The following is a 22,527-nucleotide window of genomic DNA, read 5'->3' on the forward strand; positions in this document are numbered from 1 at the left end:
ATGTGATTATGATTTATGAAAATTCTATTTCTTAATGATTTTGTGTTCGTATATATGTTGGTCAGTTCTGACTATGAGGACATAGACCCCCACTGCCATTTCGGTAAAATCTATCCTACCCTCTAGGTTCGACTTCCAGTCGTCAAACTCATAGCGTTCTCTGCCATCAAGGCTGTATATACTCACGCTTGTCACTTCATTGTTCCCTTCTTTTATCTGGACAAAATCCACTGTAGGGTTAGGGTAGACTTCTATCGTCGTGTGAGCGCTATTGATAACTTCTAACACCTCCATGACTTGACTCGGTATTGGCTGGTGAATACCCGATATCAGTACATTATCATCACCAGCGCTGTAGGAGACAGTTTGCCCTACTGTCCAGCTCAGCATAGCCGAAGATCCAACAGTAGACGCATTAGCGCTAGAGAGCGTATGTGGTGAAATACTCTGAGCCCAGGACAGCAAAGGGGTGGTGAGTAAAAAGATGAGATAAATAGTGTGCTGTTTCATTTCCTTTTTTTCACAAATAATCTCATTGCGAAAAAAATCAGCAACTTTTTGTGGTGAACCCGCCGTTTTCTGTGGCGAACCCCCTCCTAGTCCTAAAAATGTGTTTTAGACGCGCTTCACTATCCAGATCGCTGTTCCGTCAGGTTTTTGAAACAAAATCGGATCTGAACTGGCCTCCCGTCAGGTTTTTGAAGCGATATGGAATATGAACTGGTGCTCTGTCAGGTTTTTGGAGGTGTCAGCACCTCGTTCGTCTTGTCACTTTCGATCTATTACCCTATTTTACTTTCCATTACAGTTCAAAGCATGCTTCACATCAGATTCATTGAATAGAGCAGGCTTTGATAAGAAAAAGAATTAAAAAAATATAATGCGGATATGTGACATGGTGTCACATATCCGGTTGTTATGTGGCATTACTGCAATGGGATTTAGAGACTACTTTACAAGGAACACAAGAAAAGGTCAGAGGAATGAGGAACTTCCTGTAGATAACAGTGAATTCCCAACTTCCAGCAATCCACAAGGTTTATGTCCGAGGTGTAACAAGCAATCCAGTTTTGATTTCATTGGTGAACTCCCTGCAACCTTTAGCACAGTAACCAGAATAAGCGATTACGTAGAAAACAACAAAGACTACTTTGATAAGGTTAGTTCTCTAGTTTGCCGAAACTGCGATCAACCAACAATTGTAATTGAAGAACGTCTAATTGGAGACTCCAAGGATCCCAGTGAATTCAAGGGTGGTAGAATTACTTGGAATGGTCTCTTTTGGTGGCCATTTCTGAACATTGAGAACTCAGAAGAAATACCTGACCAAATCAGCTCAACACTAAACGAATCACGAATAACTCATGCGGTAAAATGTTATCGATCGTCAGCAGTTATGGCTAGAAGAACTCTCGAAGCAATTGCTCATGATAAGGGAGAAACTAAAGGAACATTGGCGAACAGACTTGAATCTCTAACTAAGAAGGGGGTGCTGAGCCCTGCATTATCGGATTGGGCAAAGGAAGTTCGCTTGATCGGTAACTCTGGAGCACATTTTGATCCCCTCGAAGAGGTAACGCAAGACGATTCTAACCAAATAATTGTTTTCATCGAAGAACTCATAAAATACCTCTACATCATGCCTTCTGAACTTGACAAAAGACGAAAAAAAGCCACATAACAAAAGATAAATAAACATAGGGCTGACCTGCAATTCGAAAATTCATCGGATTCTGGAGAGTCCGCCAAGTATAATTTAAATTTAGAAATCGGTCTTGGCTCGTAGGTCAATGAAAGCAAGGTGCTATTCAATCCCTACGTTTTTTATCAAGGCGTTACCATTCATTGATTGCATAATTTTCGGCATTATGAAAAAAATCCAATTCACTTTATTTATTCTACTAGTTGCTAGTTCTGTTTTCTCCCAAGACAAACTTCATAACACCGCAAGCAAGGAACTTAAAGAAGGGTATGATTACTACTACAAAGGTATTTCTCCATTGCTTTTTGCGATAAGAAACAATTATTCCGACAGTGCAAAAGCTTTGATAGATAAAAAAGTGGGAATCAATGAACTCGACAGGAAGGGAGACTCTCCTTTAATGTACGCATTGAATTTTAATCAACCAGATATTGCTCAACTACTCATTGATAACGGTGCGAAAATTAATATTGTTGGCTTAGACAATTGGACGCCTCTAGCTCTAGCCATAAGTAACAAGCATACTTCTGTAGCAGAGAACTTAATTAGTTTAGGAGCGGATGTTAACATCAGAATTGATGACCGGTCAATAACTCCGTTAATGATGGCAATAGGAAATCAGCAGCCTGAACTTACCTCTTTACTAATTCGCAAAGGAGCGAATATCAATTTGAGCGATTCGGATGGCTGGACACCTTTAATGTACGCGATTAAATTCGACCAATTACAAAGTGTAAACCTTCTGATTGAAACTGGAGCTAAAATTAACCAAGTCAATGAGTACAATTGGAGTGAACTAACTTTTGCTGTACGAAACAATAAATATGACATCTCTAAAAAACTTTTAGATATTGGTTCTGACGTTAGCATAAGGGATACTGATAATTGGACATTATTGATGTTTGCAGGTCAATATTCAACTGCATTAATGACAGAACTGCTGATAAATAAAGGCGCAATTACAGACTATAGCTCTAAAGACTATAAACGAACCCTGAAGGCCATTAAGGGAAACCCTGAAAAAGATGAAATTGAAAAACTCATAATGTCTCAAATGAAAAAGAATGGTAACAATTGATATGAGATGCATGGCGGTTTAGCGGAAATGGAGAGTACAGCTGTTTTTGCAAGCCCCGCCGATTCTGCGCTGCGCCTCATGAGGAATCAAAAATGTATGAGCCGAATCGCAGATTCGGCTATATTAGCATCCGAAACGAACAAAATATAAAACGCCACGACACCATATCTTGGCGTTGTGCTTCATTAGTGAATCCCTATGAAATTTAACAAAGCCTACAAAGGAGAGTTTCTAATTCCTGGTGAGGAAAAGAACATTGTGTTCGGTGTTTTGAAATTTCTCAACGGAACAGCCTATATTGATCTTTTTGGTCATTTCCATACAAAACAGGACTACAAACCAAATGTTAAGCTGATTTATGGACATTTAGACAACGGTGAATCTTGCATTTTTTTTAACTGCAAACTAAAACCGCCACACCCTATTCATCGGACCGACTTTATCAACTTCGAATACTTTATTTATGCTCCGACACATATACTAACAGGAGATCCAGAGAATAAAATTGAGTTCAATGCGCTGAATTTTCGCATGGATTACCTAACAGTCTGGACAGGAATCAATGTTTTTGAGTCTTTTTACGAAGGAGAGAAAGTCGCTGGTGTCAAAAGGATAACCAAAGACATTGATGATCTAATTTTATTCAAAAATGAGGATTTTGAACTACGTGTGACTCATGTTCATTCAGTCCCATTAATAAATCCTTATGCTGAGTATAAACTTGAGCAAGAGTCATGGCTTTATAGTGACATGAAAACACATCTCACCTTCAGTGAAGTTTTCACTTTCCTAAAAGAAATTGAAGATATTTTTGTCTTGTTGATTGGAACTGATGTTAGGATAACAACACCTATTACAATTTACTCTACTGATGAAAAAAGTTACTATTGTTATAGGAATGGACGAAATCTAAGAATTGACCCCATAACACATAGTGAAGACAATCCTAGCTTTCACGAACCTCTCATTAATCTTAATTCACTTAAGGAGCAAACAGAGCTCACCAATTTCTTCGAGTGTTGGCAAACCATAAGAGTCAGCCATGAATATTCCATTGACAAAATAGTCCAAGCATTGAGATGTGAAAACTCTAATCCAGAAGGCACATTCTTGGATTTAGTGTTTGCGCTCGAAAAAATGATAGAAAAAGACATGCCATCTTCTGTTATTGCTCGAGAACTCACACCCAAAGACCTAAAACATATTTCCATATTGGAGGGGAATGGAATTGAAAAAAATACTATTGACTACCTAAAAACACGAATTAAGAAAATTAATGCATCTTCCCTCAAGGACAAAATCCTGAAGTTTCTTGAGAAAAACAGGACTCATATAGAAAAGGTAATAGCCATTGAGTATGAATTATTCATAAATAAGCTTGTTGATAGTCGAAATAATCTAGCTCATTTATGCAAAAACTGCGAGTACCAGATGACCCCCTCTGAATTTCCAAATTTCAATAAGCAACTTTTGATGCTTCTATTAATTTTAACCTTTGATAAGATGAACATCAAACCTGATTACATGGCAACTATACTAAAGCGTAATTCGAAATTTCACTTGAAGGAATACTAAACGAAAACATAATCGAGTAGACGGCTGACGGTCAAATGACCGCCAGTACGCTTCTCAGATCACCAGATCCTTTCTTCGTCAGGACAGGCCAAGCAGTTCTCAATCCTTACCCCTACAGGCCAGCTCCTCGCTAAAAACGTCTAACAGATATTTTCTTTACGCTCCACCCCAGTTCCTCTTCGTTGGAATCGAGTTTTGCAGTCTCGCTTTCATCCAACCAACTGCTAAATTTTAGCTTGGCTTTCATGGAGAACAGATCTACTAACAAGGAATAACTGAAAGAGGAATTTCAAGCAAAATTAAAATCAGCTGAGTACGTAACATCAAGAATAAACACCCTCCTCTGGTCGTAGCGTCCGCTACGACCAGAGGAGTCAGAGGGGCGGCATACTCGTTGAGCTCATGAGGGGCATCTACGTATAATATGGATTTCAGATTTTTATAGACACCTCTTTTGATCTGTCTGCGCAGACTTTGTCCCAAGCCTACTGAGGCTTTACCAAAAACCTACTGATACTTTGCCACAAACCTGCTGTGACTTTATGCTAAGCCTGTACAGGTTTTACTAGAAACCCGCGCAGATTTTGCTCCGAACCCGCGCAGACTTTAGAACAAACCTGCGCAGACTTTGCTCCGAATCTGCGCAGGTTTAGAGACGAACCTGCACGGTTTTTTGAAAAGACAAAAACAGACCCTTTCTACAGCCTGCAGGACAGTATTTAGCGTCATAGTTTCCTTCCCACGTCAGGGACAAATCCGAGTGCCCAGAAACCTTCTCGTAGGCTGCAGGGGGAATCGTCTGGAATCGTTTGCAAGAGCAGCTTCAATAGCTAAAATTTGCAAGCCCCATAGTTTCCTTTCCCCTTTACTTTTTCGGGCATTTGCTAGAGTCTGGCACAGGCTTGCGCTACATTCAGACCTTGCTGGGGCATAATTCGTTACGAACCACAGAAATTTACCCCCATGCAGCAGTCAAAGGTTTGGCAACCATAAAAAATCTACTAGATTAGTTAAAGATACATTGCGGATATGTGACACCATGTCACCTATCCGGTTGTTGTCGCCAATTAAAACAAACATAAGATGTCAATAACAAAAGAGTCTGAATTAATAGGAATGAAAAAAGTTAGTGAAGTTGTTGGAACTACACTAAAATTGATGCGAGAATATGTTAAAGTCGGGATGTCTACTAAAGAATTGGACGAATATGGTGGTGAAATTTTAAAAAGCTACGGGGCAAAATCAGCACCTTATGAAACTTATGATTTCCCTGGATTCACTTGCATTAGTGTAAATGAAGAAGCCGCTCATGGAATTCCATCTAAGAATAAAATATTAAAAGAAGGTGATTTAATAAATATTGATGTTTCAGCTGAATTGAATGGTTTTTGGTCTGACAATGGAGGTTCTTTTGTCCTTGGAAAAGACATTCATAATCACCAACCCCTCGTAAATGCCTCTAAAAACATCTTACACAAAGCAATAAGCAATATCAAAGGTGGAGTAAAAATTTCTGAAATTGGTTATTTAATAGAAACTGAAGCAAAAAAATCTGGATTCAAAGTGATTAAAAATTTAGCGGGTCACGGAGTTGGAAGAAGTTTACACGAAGCACCTGAAAATATTTTAAATTATAGAGTTAGAACAAACCGAGAAAGATTTAAAAAAAATACAACAGTAGCTATTGAGACTTTTATCTCTACAAAATCAACTATTGCTGTAGAATTAAATGACGGTTGGACTTTAATTGGAAATAAAGGTGGATATGTAACTCAACACGAACAGACGATACTGGTTACGGATAAAAACCCTATTGTTTTGACTGAATCAAATGGGATGTGGAATTAAAACTGGCTACAATTGAGTAGACGGCTGACGGTCAAATGACCGCCAGTGCGCCTCTCACACCACCAGGTCCTTTCTTCTTCCAATGATTTATAACTAGGTGGTTGTTTTATGAAAAAACAATCACGAATTCCAAACAATGAATCCTGAATAACGAAGTGATCCATTGGGATGAAGCAAAGTAACCTATGGGGTGTTTGCTAGTTCAAAAAAGAAAAAGGTAAACTGACCCTTCCATGTTGGTAAGTTAGGAGGGGCATCAAGTGTCCAGCATCTCCCTACCCTATCAGAAAAAAGCGGCTGCCTCACCCGAAATGAAACAGCCGCTAGGATTCAGTATTTACTGCGGTTACTTACCTTCATAGTATTGCTGTAGTACAGCGAATGCCTTTTTCTTTTTGCCAGTATCGCTGATGAGGCCTTTGCGATTCCAAAAGTTCTGATAGACGGCATGTGGTCTGCGTGGTGATTTGAAATCCACTAGAATCCAAGGCGTCATCCCTCTGAGTCCATCGATCTGCTCCAGCATTTTGAGTTGGTTGATATAGAGATCCTCCTGATACTCCTCCGACCAGCGCACACGATCCGCACTGTAGTAGCCTGGCTGTGCCCCTGCGCCGAACTCTGAGATAAACACCGGTTTGTCTTGATCAAACGAGAACTTGATATCCGTCAGCTTATCCAAGGCATGGCTGCTGTACCAGCCCGCATACTCGTTGAAACTGATCAAATCAATCTTCTCCGCCAGTGGATCGTGACAGCTCATCACACCGTCTACGGTCTCTAGCTCCAGAGCTGCCGCGACCAATCGTGTATCGTCTAGGCCTCTCACGTGATCGACTAGTCCGCCCATGAACTGCAGACGCGGCGCATTGACCGGCGTCTCATTGCCCACTGACCAGATCATCACAGCAGCTCGGTTGATATCACGCTCGATCAAGTCTGTCAGCTGCTTTTTGGCATTGGCAAAAGTCTCTTTGTTCTCCCAAGAGATCGTCCAGTACACTGGCACCTCTGCCCATACCATGAGCCCCATTTGCTCTGCCATTCTCACCATTTTTTCGTTGTGTGGGTAGTGCGCCAGGCGGACAAAATTGCAGCCTAGTTCCTTCGCCCACTGGAGCATCATGCGGATGTCTCCTTCGGATCTCAACCTACCCTCTATCAGCGGATTTTCATCATGGATAGAAATACCTTTGAGAAATATCGATTTGCCATTGAGCAGGATATCCTTGCCCGCTGTCACTATACTACGAAAACCGATCTGATCCTGGACTACATCCTGTCCGTAGGACACTTGTACCTCATACAGTTTTGGACTCTCAGGGCTCCAATACTTCACCTTCTTAGCAGCGACAGCATAGCTACCTTTCCCGTCCTTGTCTAGCGTCACCTCCTTGTTGATGCGGAGTTCTGGGATGGCTACTTGCGCTTTGTCACCTGCCTGTCCCCCTGCTACCGTCACAGAGCCTTTGATCTCGCGGTTGTTTTGTGGGTTGAGCTGTAGGACATAGTCAGCTACGTGTTGTTTTGGGAGGTCCAAAAGCAATACATCGCGGGTGATCCCACCATAGTTCCACCAGTCCGTGTTGACCGTAGGCACTTCGTCCTGATGACGGGTATTGTCTACTTTGAGTACGACGAAATTGTCCCCGTCTACCAACAGGTCCGTCACATCAAACTCAAAAGGCGTGAATCCGCCTTTGTGCATTCCTACTTTCTTGCCGTTGCAATAGACATGCGCCTCGTAGTTGACCGCACCGAAGTAGAGTTTGTATACTTTGTCCGTCTGAGGGCTTACCTCGAAAGATTTAAACAGCCATACGCTACCCTCGTAAAACTCCAGTTCTGGTACTTGCGAATTCCAATCCCCAGGGACATCCATCACTGCTGCATGTTCGAAATCATACTCGATCAGTTCATTGGGGTGTGCAGGCACCTTGTTGTCATAGTATCCGCCAGCACCCGAATCACTTTGGTCGAAAGCCTGTCGTCTATAGTTGTAAAAGCCGTTTTCGTAGGGATCGATGATGTAGCTCCATTGGCCATTGAGGCTAATACTTTGTCGAGCAAATGGGTTTTGAGTAGTGGCCCACGTACTGAGGCCAGCCATCATCAGTACGACGATGGCAAATAGTGTTTTTAGTTTCATAATTTTAGTTTTAGCAGCCTAAAGATATAGGCTATCGGGGGGACTCAAAATGAAGCAATGAATTAAAATCAAGACCATTTCCCAAATGTCAAATAGAAGTCTGTTCTCTCTTTATCTAAAACAAAACATAAACAACTGACAAACAATTCCTAACCTATCAAACCGCTCTGCGTCGCTGACATAATTGTCATACACAACAAAAAAACCCGACGTGACTAAGGTCGGGTTTTGAACAGTACGCGTTACTGAAAAACCTAATTAACGCTTCTTTAATATCTGATAGCTATAGTTGCTGAGGCTCAATGATGCAGCTAAATCAACATCTGTGTCTTTGCCCTCTACATAGACGTAGGCTTTGTATTGCTTTCCTAGCATTAGAAAATCCAGCGAAACGGTAAACTCACGGGATTCCTCGTTTGTGATACTCCCGAGGTACCAGTCATCACTTTCACGATACTTTCTCGCCACAGTCAGGTAGTCTCCTATCTTGGCGTTGAGTACTTTGGGATCCTCCCAGTTGGTCGGCACGTCTCGGGTAAACTGAAATGTGCGCTGCCTTTTGTAATTTTCGGGTAGGTCAGCTGCCATGGGAACAATACCAACAACGGGCGAACGCCCTTCTTCATTTTAGGTCTTAGCGGATACCAAGAGTCGCTGGCAATCTAGCTACAACAGCATATGAGTGGTTGTAAAAAGATGGAATTGAAACGGTAATTACCACAATGAACAAACGATTTTTTGAGCAGGAAAACTAGCCGACAAAAAAACAACTGCCAACAATGTATAAATGCAATAGCGGTTTGAGGACTATCTTAAACCGCTATATTTTTTAAAAAGCTCTATCTCCCCTCGGTAAATAAGTCCTTGATAATCCGCTACTCGTATGGCGCCTTTAGGTTTTGTCTATGTCGAATTGGCTCATCCATTTAGTTTTCTAGCCTCGGCCTGTAAATTAATTCTAGCGACACTTTAGCTTTTATGATTCTGGCACTACCTTTAGATACATATGTACTACGAATAGAAACCATTCCAAAAACCAATCAAAATGCCTGTCCCTTCTCTCTCCAAAGCTTTTCTTTTATTGATCTGTTTCAATGCTTTTTTCTTTTCTTCTGTGGCTCAAGTGGCCGATGCAGCAGTGGATGCGCAGACGGCTTCTTTCCTAGAGGGGTTTCGAGCTGGTTTCTCAAAGGCATTTCGAAACGAAGACATTGATGCACTTCTCAAAGCTTCTTCGGAAGAGGTAAGGCTAATGCCTGAGTTTCAACGGACTGTTTTGGGCAAGAAGAATAGCTCCGACTACTACCAAGCTTTTTTTGACAAGTTTGACATTCAGTCCTACCAAAGAGAGGTAATTGAGGTTCTAAGTATTGACAATGTACTCATTGAATTGGGGTATTTCAACCTGAAAATGACAGATCCGCAGCTACGCCAATTCGAGTTGGCAGGCAAATACCAGGATGTCTGGCAGAGGGCAAGCAATGGGGAGATGAAACTAATCTCGCAAGCGTGGAACTACAATCATGCTGTGGATTTTGCAGATCAGTTGCGTTTTGAGGATGTGCCGGCTGTAATCATGGCCTATCAACCACACCTTCCTGTCAACAGTGACATCACACTGGAGTTGGCGGCACTCAATTTGCTGATGGTGGAGACAATCCCACAAAAAGATGCCAAGCTGTGGGCTCAGTTTTTTACCGAGGATGGGATGTTCATTTATAGCAACAATCCGATTTATGAAGGGAAAGAAGAGCTGGATACTTATCTCGACCAACACGTCAATGAACTGCCCGTTTTTGAAAAGCTCCAAAATAGAACGGACAAAATCATCGAACTAAATGGGTATGTCCTTGAGTATGGAAGCCACATTGCGGTTTGGCGAATGAATGAGTATTCGGGGGTGAACACAGGCAAGACACTTAAAATATGGCGTAGACAGAACAATGGGGCACTCAAAATTTTTCGTCAAATGGCCATGTATGACTGAGGTCCGTTGGAAGGGGTAGAACTCCAATTTGACGATGTGGCTTGCCCCTCCCGCAGGTGGGGATCAATTGTTTCGATTCGGCCCTGCACCTAACTACCGAGAAGCGACAAGTCCGATACCTAGTGACTTGTCACAGGGAGTGTGCTCAACTCAAATTTTTGAGAGCTCTTCATGTAGGTACGACTTAAAAAAGGGCAGGCGATCCAACTATTGTCGATGACAACATGTATCATTCATAACCTGGTTCGTACAGGGCCTATGGTTTTTTGCCAAACCAAGAGTCAACGCACAAGATCTACTACTTCCATGTTAGAGATTGAAGTTTTGAGAACGGGGTTTAAGTAGGTCTGTCTCTCTATTTGTCTTGCACTATTGTTAACTTCACGACCTATATTTATTCAACTAGCCCTACTCCATGACCCTATCGTCTAGCTCGACCAAAACGCTTACTTTCCTACTCCCCATTTTGACATTACTGGTGTGTGTGACTAAGGTTCAGGCCAGCTCTTACATCCTGTCTACAACTCCCGAACAAATCACCAAGGCACTAAACGAACACTTAGATGTCATCAATCGGTGTACCAAATCTACCTATCGAAAATCCCGCACGTACTACTATTACAATCAAAAACTTAATCAAAAATTGAGTTCATCAGCAGAGGTCAGAAAGGTCAACAGCTTCTATGCAAAACCCATATCACTACCTCTCTCTCAGTACACAGCTGCCAAAGCCTTGCAAAAAAACATCCCTACTCCGCATCGAGATAGTCTTTCGCTCCTATTTGACTCGCTATGGAATCTGCAGGTCGTGCAAAATACAATCTGTGAACAACTACACGAACTGACACAAAATCAACCTTCTGTAGAAGACACTGCCACTGTCAACCAAGTCTACCAAAGGCTATACGAGCTGGATCAGATTGGTCAAAACTATAGACGTCTTGCATTGGGCATGGAGCTATTAGCCAAACGTGTTCATTCAAAACACTGTCCTCCACCGTCCCCAACGAATGCTTGGGTAGTGAGTGCTACCACCATGAAAAGTGCACTAGATACTGCGCATCAACTTTTGGAAATGACTAGAGCGGGTTCATTCACCGCAGAAAACCCAATTGACACCATTCAGCTTGGACTAATGCTCACACGCCTCCAAGAGCAACGGGCAAACAACCTCGGAGATATCCGTGATCTAGGCACCAGCAACGGCAACTCTGCTCCCCATCGCTATGACAAAGTAGTTGACCAGCTCCACCGCATGATGAAAGCCTACCACGACTCAAAACCCGTAACAGCATATGCCCCACCAGCCTATGAAATCATCGTCAATGAATACAACCAAGCTGTCGAGCACTACAATGCTTTCGCACGAATCAGTGCTCAAGACGACATGCTCGAAGTGCCTGCCCACCTGCTTCAAACGGTCAAAGAACTTGGGCTATATCGCATGGTTCGTCCAGCGCTGACCGCACCTACTCCGAATCCTGTAGTGGTGATGGTAGGCTATGCCTATAACCATACCGTCCTGCTACTAGATGCATCGGGCAGCATGAATCACCCCACCAAGATGCCGCTAATCAAGGAAGCAATCCAGCAGCTATCCACCGCGATGAGAGAAAATGACCGGCTCACGGTAGTCGTCTACTCCGACGATGCGCATGCCGTACTGACCAATGTATCCTTCACCGATCAGCAAGCCATCAGTACACTCCTCTCGCTCCACTCCCAAGGGAAAACCAATGCCCGAGAAGGAATTCAACTTGCCTATCAACTCGCACAGTCGGAATACATTCCTGATGGCAATAACCGCATCATCCTAGCCACTGACGGAGGCTTTGAGATATCCAAAGAGACACATAAACTCATCCGAACTGGTAACAAAGAAGGAATCGTGTTCACCGTATTTGGATTTGGTAGTCGCATCGATAACCAAAAGCAACTGCAACAGCTCGCCAAGGAAGGCAAAGGCCATTACATTCGAATCAAAAAAGAAAACAGCCTCTCAGCGATGATCGATGAACTAACTGCTGTGAGCGTAAACCCTAACTAATCTATAGTCTCCAGACAGATGAGCAACATAAAAAAAGAGGAATCGGTTCAAATACCCATTCCTCTGTTGCTACTTGTAATATCGTTAAGTGACTATTTCAGCGTTACTGTTCGTTTGACCTTGTTGTATGGCCCTTCGATAAATTCTCCTTTCGCATCTACGAGTTCTAATTCGACCGTTGTTTCACCTTTTTGCAATCCTTCTATATAATAAGGTGCCCACTTGTCGATCATAAATTCTTCGCCATTAATAGTCGCTCGAACTTTATTGCCTGTAGGAGATAGTGTGGTATTGACCAAGTAGAAATCAAGCATCACTTTCTTAGTATCTGCACCTGAGTACGTTCCCTTCGGTCTACTATAAAACATATGCTGAGCACTGAGGTCTATTGTTTTCTCTTCGACATCTCCGACCTTTAGATTTTCGAGGTGAAATGCATCTTTGTTCTTCACACTTTCGTGATAGGACCTGGAGAGAAACGCCAATACGGCATAATTACCTGCCTTTAAGTGGTCTGACGCTCCAGGCATATAATGCGCCGAATAGGGACCATCATTGACTATAAAGTGAATATGCTGTCCCTTACTAGAGTTCGCAATCCCTCGATTAGCTGCTCCAGTCGTCTGTGCTCCTACCTCAAAATTCTCAACATCAAAACTATAGTCTACTTGATAACTCGTGTCCTGATTACTCATCTTGACATCTTTCTTAGTCAACCTGGCATCAGGAAATTGAGTAGATGGAGGAGCTTGAGTCAGTGTTATCTTGGTTTCACTCGACGACTTCTCTGAGCTCTGCTCTACCTTGGCAGTAGTAGATTCTTTTTTGCTCGTCTCACAGGATATCAAAGCTGTGGCTATAACGACTACTGTTATTAGATTCTTGGTGGATTTCATAACGGGTTGTTTTTGTTTCAAAAAATATACTCCTATAGTCTACGAATGAAGTCTAGATAAGATACGAGAGAAGAATCAATACACTGTGCGTGAGTGATCTTAAAACCATGGAGATGAGATATGCCCGATCGGGCAAAAGGTTTGGAGTAGCATTCTCAACTATGACGGGAGGTATGTGCTCGCTCAAAAGCCCAAACCATCCCGCATAGAAGAAAACTTGACAGAAAATAAACGTTCAGACCTATACCCAGCTCGCCCATGGGCCAGTGGATAAACTTCCGAAGTTTTGCTTTTAAAAGCTTCAAGCCATCTGTCCGATGCCTTAGGGAGAAATCCCCTTGGCTTGACTTGTCACTTTGTATTTTGACGGTGGATTATCTTGACAGATTAGTCCACATTGTCATGTAAAAATTTGTTACCCCCTAACTGCTGATCTTCATTCAGGTTGTACTTAGAGACGAAGCTCTCAGAGGACATAGGTACATTCTTGAGGTCTATCTTTTTTCGCTGATAGGCAGGCACATCGAACTTCTCTTTGAAAGAGGATGTATCTACTTGCTCCGTACTATCATGCAGACCATTGAGCTTTTGTCTTCTCTGCTCGGACTGCTCCATGAGTTGAATTTTTCGTGATGGAGGGTGTGCCATACCATCCAGTTCCTCTAGGGGTTCGTCCTCTATTTCATAGTTTCTCTTCTTTTGAGATTCCATAAAGAGACTTCTCATCTCTAGTTCGAATTGCTCATCTTTCTCCTCAGACGAAGGTGTGAATGATCTATGAAACACCTCTGGTTCTTCACGTTGCTCTGGCTTCTCGAACTGAAATGATTTCATTTTCAGCTTAAATTCCTCTTCGAACTTTTCCTCGCGTGTTTTTGTATTGAATTCATTGGAGAACAACTCGATCTGTGGTTGAGTATCTCTGTCCAATTCATAGATTTTCTTATCAATGTCGCTATCTGCTGATGGCTCTTCTCTAGGGGTAGGTACTGGATCTGGTGTAGGCGTAGGCTGTGGAGCCACTGTGTTTTGCACAGGTATCTCCGCGATCTCAGGCTCCTGCGCTGTAGACTGATCAAAACCAGTCGCAATAATCGTTACTCTGATGCCATCACCTAGCGACGAATCCACACCGTGACCGAAGATCACTTCTGCTTCGTCTCCAGCGATATCCTGCATGAAATCGGTGATTTCTGTCAACTCATCCATTTTCAACTCCGCCTGATCACCAGAGATGATAGATAGCAATATCTTGTCTGCTCCTTTGATATTTTGGTTGTTGAGTAGTGGCGAGTTGATCGCTTCCTCGATCGCTCTGATGGCTCTATTTTCTCCAGAGGTCTCAGAGGAGCCCATGACCGCTCCACCGCTGTCTTTCATGACCGTTTTCACATCCTCAAAATCGACGTTGACATAGCCAGGGACGGTGATGATCTCAGCGATACCTTTGGCCGCTGTGGTTAGTACGTTGTCTGCCTGTGCAAAAGCCTGATTGAGCGACAGGTTTCCGAAGGTTTCCAACAGCTTATCATTGAGAATGACTAGGACGGTATCACAGTTGTTTTTGAGTGATTCCACGCCCGCCATCGCTTGGCGCATTTTTTTCTTTCCTTCAAACTTGAAAGGAACGGTCACGATCCCTACCGTGAGGATACCGAGCTCCTTTGCTACCTGAGCGATTACTGGTGCAGCACCTGTACCAGTACCTCCACCCATACCTGCCGTGATGAACACCATGCGCGTGTCCTCGTTGAGCATGTTTCTAATTTCTTCTTTGTTCTCTAGGGCAGCATTTTTTCCTTTTTCGGGATTAGCACCTGCGCCTAGACCTTCTGTTAGGTTGACACCTATCTGCAATTTGTTCGGGATAGCACTTACGTTGAGCGCTTGTGAATCGGTGTTACACACGATGAATTCTACACCGGTGATACCTTGGTTGTGCATGTGATTGACGGCATTGCTACCGCCACCGCCTACGCCGATCACCTTGATGATCGATTTGTGGTGCATAGGCAAATCAAATTTAAAACTACCTTCTGTCATGTCTGTTTTAGTTTAATTCTGTCTTACTAATTATTAATTCAATAGCTGTTTTGAGCGGCTCTAATCTGTTGAGCCTCATAGAACCACCCTCACCTCTCGGCGAATAGGCTATTATTTTCTTTCTTCGAAATCATCAATCAAGATGCCCTTCGTTTTCTCTAATATTTTTTTGAAGATGCTGTCCGATCCTGCATCGACTTGCTTGCGCTTGTCATAGCTTTTGACCGCTAAGTCTTCTGTATAGAATCTATGGTCACGATCGTCTAGTGCTTTGTATCCGCATAGTACCAGTCCTACTGATGTAGCATACATCGGAGATTTGATACTCTCGATCTTGCTCTTGCCCAAGTGCTCGTTAGGAAAACCTATACGCGCATCTAACCCAGTCATGTACTCGAATAGCTGCTTGCTAGAAATCAGTTGCGAACCACCACCTGTGATCACTATTCCACCTGCCAATTTGTTTTCAAATCCGCTGGTAATAATTTTGGTATGCACCATCTCGATGATTTCCTCCATACGCGCCTCGATGATGCGTGCGAGGTTCTTCACTGAGATTTCCTTTGGATCACGGTTTTTCAACCCTGGGATGGAAACGACTTCATTGTCATTGGCCATCTCAGAGAGTGCCTGACCAAATTTGGTCTTCAAAATTTCTGCCTGATGGTTGAGTACGTTGCACCCGTCTTTGATATCAGATGTGATGATATTGCCTCCGAATGGTATCACAGAGGTATGACGAATGATACTCTCATGGAAAATCGCGATGTCTGTAGTACCGCCTCCAATATCCACCAAACATACACCCGCTTCCTTCTCCTCATCGCTGAGTACAGAAAGGCTAGATGCCAATGGCTCTAATACAAGATTTTCAATCTCTAAACCTGCGCGTCTCACACATTTGTTGATATTCTGTATGGCGTTAGTCTGAGCAGTAATGATATGAAAATCTGCCTCTAGCCTAACCCCAGACATCCCTACTGGGTCTTTAATTCCTTCTTCATAGTCCACGATATAATCCTGTGGCATGACATGAATGATCTCACTCCCTGGAGGAATCACGATCTTGTACATATCGTTGCTCAGTCTATTGACATCCTCTATCGTGATCTCATCATCCGACGTGTGTCTGATGATAGACCCGTGATGTACAGAACTACGGATATGCTGCCCAGCGATACCCACGTTGACCACTCTGATATCGATACCTGATTGCTCTTCAGCCTCAGCTACCGCCTTTTTGATGGCATTGATGGTTTTGTCGATGTTCGTTACGATTCCTCTGATGACACCATCAGATACCGCTTTTCCCATGCCCAAAACCTCAAGTTTGCCAAACTCATTTTTTCTACCGACTATGGCACAAATCTTCGTTGTACCTATGTCGAGACCTACGATAATGTCGTTGTTTTCCATACCATTTATTATTTACAGACTATTTGATCCTTGAATTTCAAATTCACGGTGTTATATGTATTCCAGCCTTTGTAAGGCAGTATTTTTTTGTAGAAAGTCTCCAGTCTCCTGAACTTGCTGTCTAATTCTTCAGCCTTTCCAAATTCTATCTCTTGTTTCGTTACTTGCGGATAAAGCACGATATCCATATCTTTTTCTATCTTCATTCCAGCAATCTGAGTACGCCAAAATTCGTTTTTCACCAGGTAGTTTAGTAGTTCAAAAACTTCCTCTCCTCCTTTAGAATCCTTGATATTAAACTCTGACAACCAATACTGATTCTCTAGTTCTATCAGGATCACTCTCGCCGTATAATGTGACGACTCAGGTAGAACATCTCCTTTCGTGCCAATGTAAAAATCCTTTCCATTGCCATTGATGATTCTAGCGATAGGACGGTTTTGTTTCACATCGATGGACAAGTTGCCACTCAGGTCCAAATACGCCTGTGCATCCTCTACAAACTGGTGACTCTCTATCCGTTGCTCTAATTCTTTCAAATCCAAAGCTCCTATATCACTGCTCAGTAAATAATCTTTCCCCTCTGCATTGATCAAATCCAACACATCCTGCTGGTCGATGAAATAGTTGTGAAACTGATTATCCACACTGATCATCACATCGTTGATTCGTCTGTCCTGATGTCTGGTATTCGTAAATCCAATGATGACGATGAGTCCAAATGCTATCAGTCCAAACTGAAACGATTTCCATATTTTAATCAACCAATTCATTTCTCTAGCTTTTCTTTAATCGGTTGTACCAATGTATCTATATCTCCAGCCCCGACGGTCAAAACCAATTCTGGTCTGTTTGCATCAAAAAATCCAAGCACGTCATCCTTGTGAAAAGACAAAACAGAGTTAGTCGTCATTTTCTCTTTGATCACCTCGGAAGTCACCCCAGGGATCGGCAGTTCTCGCGCTGGATAGATATCCAACAACAACACCTGATCTGCCAGTGACAAGCTCTCCGCAAAACCATCCATAAAATCACGTGTACGGCTGTACAAATGCGGCTGAAAAACCACTGTCATTTTCTTAGTCGGAAAGATCGCTCTGACCGAATGCAACAGTGCTTTGATCTCCTCTGGGTGATGTGCATAATCATCGATAAACACACAGTCGTCCGTTTTGAGGATGTATTCGAATCTTCTCTTCACTCCACGATAGCTTTCCAACCCCTTCTGAACTGGTGCATTATTCGCTTCGAAATGTACCGTAGCAGCCAATGCAGCGATGGCATTGGACACATTGTGAAAACCTGACATAGACAATCTCAGGTCTTTGATCTGACGATCTTTGGATTGAAAGTCAAAACAAAAATCTCCCTGATCGATAGTCAAGTTTTTGGACTGAATATCTCCTCCTTCCAGCCCATAAGTAAATACTGAGACATTGTCCAAATGCTGGGCATCCAGATCCTGTGCTACCTTTTCTTCTAAGAACAGCGTACCGTTCTTTTTCATGTTTTGGATGAAAGCCTTGAACGAATCCTTGAGCGCATCTCTATCTCCATAAATATCCAAATGATCGGCATCTGTCGCTGTGATGATGGCGATATCGGGATGTAAAGTCAAAAACGAACGGTCAAACTCATCCGCTTCTACGACCATCACATCGTTATTCGTACCGATGAGCAGGTTAGAATCATAGTTGGTCATGATACCTCCCACGAATGCCGAGCAATCCACCCCAACAGACTTGAGCAAGTGCGCCACCATAGACGAAGTAGTCGTCTTGCCATGCGTCCCTGCTACTGCGATGGTAAACTTAGACTCGGTCAGCATCCCCAACACCTGAGAACGCTTGTGCAATACATAGCCTTCATTTTGGAAGAAAATAAGTTCTTTCAGATCCTGTGGGACAGCTGGCGTATAGATGATCAAGCTAGTCGACTTGTCTGCTTTGATAGCAGCAGGTATCTGCTCCACATCATCAGAATAATGAATCGCTATGCCCTCAGCCTCTAATCGTTTGGTCAATACAGTAGCGGTCTTATCATAGCCCGACACGGTGTAACCATTCGCATGAAACCATCTCGCAATGGCACTCATACCGATCCCTCCGATCCCTAAAAAATATACGCTATGTACGCTTTCTAACTTCATTATTTGATCAAACCAATTACTTCGTTCGCTATATTCTGAGCGGCATGTGGCTTAGCCAATAGCCTTAAGTTTTCTTTCAAAAGATCCTGTCTATTGACATCTGTCAACAACATAATCGCTTCACTCACCAAATGCTCTGGTGCTTCGTCATCAGCAACATGCTCAGCAGCCTCCTTAGACACCATAGCCATGGCATTTTTAGTTTGGTGATCTTCTGCCACATTCGGAGATGGTACAAAAATCACTGGCTTAGCGACTAAGCACAACTCCGAAATCGACGAGGCACCTGCACGAGAGATAATCACATCTGCTGCGCCATAAGCCATATCCATCTCCTTGATGAATGGCATAACTTTCAATTCGTCAGATGCCAAGGCTGCTGTCCGCTCCATCATCTCTTCGTAGTAGAGTTTTCCCGTCTGCCACAGCACTTGAAAGCCCTCCTGTAGTAGACGCTCCACTCCTTCTGCCATAGCATTGTTAATGGTCCGTGCGCCTAGACTACCTCCGATGATGAGTAAAGTTTTCTTCTCACTGCTCAGTCCAAAATGTGCTAACCCTTGTGCTTTCTTCTCATAGACATTGAGGATATCGTTGCGCACTGGATTACCAGTGAATACTATATTTTCTTTCGGGAAGAAACGTTCCATTCCCTCATAGGCCACACAGATTTTATCGACACGTTTGGCCAGTAGCTTATTGGTCAGTCCTGCTAGTCCATTTTGCTCTTGGATCAAAGTCGGTATGCCCTTTTTGCTGGCTGCATAGAGCAATGCACCACTGGCATAGCCTCCAACACCAACCACTACATCTGGCTTAAATTTCTTGAGCAGCACGTAAGACTTCAGTACGCTACTCGCTACTTTGAACGGGAACATCAAATTCGACAACTTCAAGCTACGCTGCAGTCCACTGATCCACAGTCCGACAATTTTATAACCAGCTTCAGGTACTTTCTCCATCTCCATCTTCCCCTTCGCTCCTACGAACAGAAATTCGGTATCTGGATGCATTTCTTTCAAGGCATTGGCAATAGAAATCGCGGGATAGATGTGCCCTCCGGTACCTCCTCCGCTGATCATGATGCGATATTTTCTTTCTACTGACATTATGCTAATTCCATTTTTTCATTTCTGACTTGATTCCCCGACTGGGTCGTGCCTGTCTCTTCTAACTCCCCTCTGCTCACACTCAAAATAATCCCAATCGCTACACCTACAAACAACTGAGATGTCCCCCCCATACTTACTAGTGGTAAGGTCAAACCAGTAATTGGCACCAAACCTACTGCCACAGCCATGTTGACCAAAGCCTGCATCACCAGCGCGAAACTGAGTCCTGCCGCAAGCAATCCACCATAGGTCTTTTCACTCGTAGACACGATTTTCATCCCACGATAAAGCAAGGCGAGATATAAAAACAAGACCAAAGCACCTCCCAACATTCCGTATTCTTCCACGATGATCGCAAAGATGAAATCTGAATAAGGGTGAGGTAAAAAATTCTTCTGCTGGCTCTTTCCTGGAGCGAACCGCACCAAACCACCATTGGCTATCGCGATGTAAGACTGCTCTGCCTGAAATGGTATATCATCAGCCGACAAGAAAGACTCAATACGACTGACTGCTGTACCTCCACGTTGACCAATTGCCAAAGCAGTAGCACCCGCCAACACACCAATCAGTACAAGCAATGCAAGGTATTTTACAGGAACTCGACCTATGAACATGATCACCATACAAGTCACAAAAATCAGTGCCGCACTAGACAAGTTCGTCATCGCAATCAGGCCACAGATCAAACCAATCCATAGCAACATAGGAATCAAAGACTCCTTGATATCCTCAATATTTTCTTGACGCTTGGCCAGCATAGATGCCAACGTTACGATGAGAGCAAATTTGGCCAAATCTGACGGCTGAAAGGCTTGATTGATAAATGGAACCGTGATCCAACGGGATGCTTCATTGATGTTCATCCCAAATTTCCAGGTGATGAATAGCAAAGGAACCGACAGCCAAAGTGCCAATCTCGACAACTTAGAATAGTATCGATAATCGATCTTATGTGCCAACCACATTGCTCCCCAACTCAACAATACCAGTAGCGAATGTTTGATCAAATAGTGCTCCGTATCCCCTTCCATACGAGTATAGGCCAGCGTACCTGTGGCACTATATACCACCAGTATACTAAGTACAGAAAGTGTAATCACAATGAACCAAATCACTGGATCTCCTTTAATATGTCTATCTACCCACTCCTTTATCATCCTCTTAGCACTTTAGATTGACTAGTCTTTAACTCAAAAACCTCACGTTTGAACTGATCTCCACGATCTTCATAGTTCGAAAACAAATCAAAGCTGGCACAAGCAGGCGATAACAACACGGACTCTTGTGGCTTGGCGTTTTGATAGGCTATGGTCACTGCTTCTGCCGCAGAAGACACTTCTATAATTTGCTCCACATCTCCCGAAAATTCATCGATCAGATGTGCATTATCTTTTCCTAAGCAAATCAGCGTGGTTACTCTTTCTTGAACCAAAGACTTGATTTGCGCATAGTCATTTCCTTTGTTGACCCCACCAGCTATCCAGACGATAGGTGTATCTACAGCGTCCAAGGCATAGTAGACCGCATCTACATTGGTAGCTTTGGAGTCATTGATGTAGGTTACATCATTGACGACTCCTACTTTTTCCAACCTGTGTGGTGCATTGACAAATGACTGTAGTCCACTGAGGATGTACTGAAACGAAACACCGAGTTCCATTGCAGCCAATATTGCAGCCATTTGATTGTAATAATTGTGCTGACCGATCAAGGCTAGCTCATCAGTAAGAATCACCTCCTCCTCTTCAGTAAAGTTCAATTGCCCCTGACTGAAATAAGCGCCAGAAGTCACTGCCTGCATCACCGAGATCGCCTGCTTTCTAGCGGTAACCTCTGCAACACCCTTTGAAGACCATTCATCATCTTGATTATAGATCACCAACCCATCTTCGGTCATATTCTCGAACAGACGCCACTTCGCAGCAGCATACTTGGACATATCATAGTCGTACCTGTTGAGGTGATCTGGTGTAATATTGAGCAGCACCGCGACATCAGGTTTGAAATTCGCAATATCATCCAATTGAAAACTGCTCAGTTCGAGTACAACCACATCTGGATCTCCGTCGAGCAATAGCTCTGAAAAGCTGTTACCCACATTACCTGCAGATTTAGCGTCTACACCAGCACCTTTGAGCAAGTGTGTCGTGAGGAGTGTTGTCGTCGTTTTTCCATTGGACCCGGTAATACCTATGATTTTGGCATCCGTATAGCGGCTCGCAAATTCAATCTCAGAGATCACTAGTATACCAGCCGCTTTGATCGCTTGTACCACGGGTGCGGTATCTGGAATCCCAGGACTCTTGACCACTTCTTTACATTTTATTAAATCAGCAACCGTATGGCCATTTTCTTCCAAGTCTACACCCAGGCTCTTGAGCGCAATGGTCTTCTCTGGCGCAATCGATCCTCCATCAGACAAAAACACCGATAGCCCGTGACTCACCGCCAGACGCGCTGCGCCCATGCCGCTCTCGCCGCTGCCCAATATTGCTACGCTATGTTGCCAGTCTGCTGTCAAT

Annotated in this window: 18 protein-coding genes; 7 read left to right on the forward strand and 11 right to left on the reverse strand. The window is 43.3% G+C overall.

Annotated features, from left to right (window positions below):
• Window positions 1–24 precede the first annotated feature (24 nt).
• Entirely contained in the window at window positions 25–510 is a 486-nt protein-coding gene (locus BUB99_RS04750; RefSeq protein ID WP_073119842.1) for a T9SS type A sorting domain-containing protein, read from the reverse strand.
• Between the two features lie 424 nt (window positions 511–934).
• Between BUB99_RS04750 and BUB99_RS04755 the strand changes: the two genes are divergently transcribed.
• The 5 genes from BUB99_RS04755 (at window position 935) to map (ending at window position 6,203) form a co-directional block, all read left to right on the forward strand.
• A complete protein-coding gene (locus tag BUB99_RS04755) occupies window positions 935–1,681 on the forward strand; it encodes a DUF4145 domain-containing protein (RefSeq protein ID WP_170863732.1) in 747 nt (248 codons plus the stop codon).
• Between the two features lie 187 nt (window positions 1,682–1,868).
• Complete coding sequence (locus BUB99_RS04760) at window positions 1,869–2,780, forward strand: ankyrin repeat domain-containing protein (protein ID WP_170863733.1); 912 nt, start codon at window positions 1,869–1,871, stop codon at window positions 2,778–2,780.
• A 198-nt stretch (window positions 2,781–2,978) separates the two neighbouring features.
• Window positions 2,979–4,355 carry an ApeA N-terminal domain 1-containing protein gene (locus tag BUB99_RS04765; protein WP_073119847.1) on the forward strand — a complete coding sequence of 459 codons (1,377 nt, stop codon included), beginning with the start codon at window positions 2,979–2,981 and terminating at the stop codon, window positions 4,353–4,355.
• Window positions 4,356–5,236: 881 nt separating this feature from the next.
• Window positions 5,237–5,365, forward strand: coding sequence for a hypothetical protein (locus BUB99_RS20105; RefSeq protein WP_317041706.1), 129 nt, complete (start codon window positions 5,237–5,239; stop codon window positions 5,363–5,365).
• Between the two features lie 73 nt (window positions 5,366–5,438).
• Complete coding sequence (map, locus tag BUB99_RS04775; RefSeq protein ID WP_073119849.1) at window positions 5,439–6,203, forward strand: type I methionyl aminopeptidase; 765 nt, start codon at window positions 5,439–5,441, stop codon at window positions 6,201–6,203.
• Between the two features lie 346 nt (window positions 6,204–6,549).
• On the opposite strand, the gene BUB99_RS04780 is transcribed toward map, so the two are convergent.
• Window positions 6,550–8,352, reverse strand: a complete 1,803-nt coding sequence (locus BUB99_RS04780; RefSeq protein WP_073119851.1) for a glycoside hydrolase family 2 protein — start codon at window positions 8,350–8,352, stop codon at window positions 6,550–6,552.
• A 258-nt stretch (window positions 8,353–8,610) separates the two neighbouring features.
• Window positions 8,611–8,940 carry a glycoside hydrolase family 97 C-terminal domain-containing protein gene (locus tag BUB99_RS04785; RefSeq protein WP_073119853.1) on the reverse strand — a complete coding sequence of 110 codons (330 nt, stop codon included), beginning with the start codon at window positions 8,938–8,940 and terminating at the stop codon, window positions 8,611–8,613.
• A gap of 457 nt (window positions 8,941–9,397) precedes the next feature.
• On the opposite strand from BUB99_RS04785, the gene BUB99_RS04790 reads away from it, so the two are divergent.
• Complete coding sequence (locus BUB99_RS04790; RefSeq protein ID WP_073119854.1) at window positions 9,398–10,339, forward strand: DUF4440 domain-containing protein; 942 nt, start codon at window positions 9,398–9,400, stop codon at window positions 10,337–10,339.
• A 415-nt stretch (window positions 10,340–10,754) separates the two neighbouring features.
• Window positions 10,755–12,386 carry a vWA domain-containing protein gene (locus BUB99_RS04795; protein WP_073119856.1) on the forward strand — a complete coding sequence of 544 codons (1,632 nt, stop codon included), beginning with the start codon at window positions 10,755–10,757 and terminating at the stop codon, window positions 12,384–12,386.
• 92 nt (window positions 12,387–12,478) lie between these two features.
• On the opposite strand, the gene BUB99_RS04800 is transcribed toward BUB99_RS04795, so the two are convergent.
• The 8 genes from BUB99_RS04800 to murD form a co-directional block, all read right to left on the reverse strand.
• Window positions 12,479–13,282 (reverse strand): hypothetical protein, encoded by an 804-nt coding sequence (locus BUB99_RS04800; RefSeq protein WP_073119857.1) that lies wholly within the window; start codon window positions 13,280–13,282, stop codon window positions 12,479–12,481.
• Between the two features lie 387 nt (window positions 13,283–13,669).
• Window positions 13,670–15,325, reverse strand: a complete 1,656-nt coding sequence (ftsZ, locus tag BUB99_RS04805; RefSeq protein WP_073119859.1) for a cell division protein FtsZ — start codon at window positions 15,323–15,325, stop codon at window positions 13,670–13,672.
• A gap of 111 nt (window positions 15,326–15,436) precedes the next feature.
• Entirely contained in the window at window positions 15,437–16,741 is a 1,305-nt protein-coding gene (ftsA, locus tag BUB99_RS04810; RefSeq protein WP_073119860.1) for a cell division protein FtsA, read from the reverse strand.
• Window positions 16,742–16,749: 8 nt separating this feature from the next.
• Window positions 16,750–17,514, reverse strand: coding sequence for a cell division protein FtsQ/DivIB (locus BUB99_RS04815; protein WP_073119862.1), 765 nt, complete (start codon window positions 17,512–17,514; stop codon window positions 16,750–16,752).
• Window positions 17,511–18,890, reverse strand: a complete 1,380-nt coding sequence (gene murC / locus BUB99_RS04820) for a UDP-N-acetylmuramate--L-alanine ligase (RefSeq protein ID WP_073119863.1) — start codon at window positions 18,888–18,890, stop codon at window positions 17,511–17,513. The genes BUB99_RS04815 and murC overlap by 4 nt, the downstream gene beginning before the upstream one ends.
• The gene (murG, locus tag BUB99_RS04825; RefSeq protein WP_245816797.1) at window positions 18,890–19,999 is read right to left on the reverse strand and encodes an undecaprenyldiphospho-muramoylpentapeptide beta-N-acetylglucosaminyltransferase; all 1,110 of its coding nucleotides are present in this window, start codon (window positions 19,997–19,999) and stop codon (window positions 18,890–18,892) included. Before murG ends, murC begins: the two co-directional genes overlap by 1 nt.
• Window positions 19,999–21,162, reverse strand: a complete 1,164-nt coding sequence (locus BUB99_RS04830) for an FtsW/RodA/SpoVE family cell cycle protein (RefSeq protein ID WP_073119864.1) — start codon at window positions 21,160–21,162, stop codon at window positions 19,999–20,001. The genes murG and BUB99_RS04830 overlap by 1 nt, the downstream gene beginning before the upstream one ends.
• Window positions 21,159–22,526, reverse strand: a complete 1,368-nt coding sequence (gene murD, locus BUB99_RS04835; protein WP_245816798.1) for a UDP-N-acetylmuramoyl-L-alanine--D-glutamate ligase — start codon at window positions 22,524–22,526, stop codon at window positions 21,159–21,161. The genes BUB99_RS04830 and murD overlap by 4 nt, the downstream gene beginning before the upstream one ends.
• Window position 22,527: the final 1 nt, after the last annotated feature.

Origin of the sequence: Reichenbachiella agariperforans, from assembly GCF_900142205.1 — a bacterium.
Lineage (GTDB): Bacteria > Bacteroidota > Bacteroidia > Cytophagales > Cyclobacteriaceae > Reichenbachiella > Reichenbachiella agariperforans.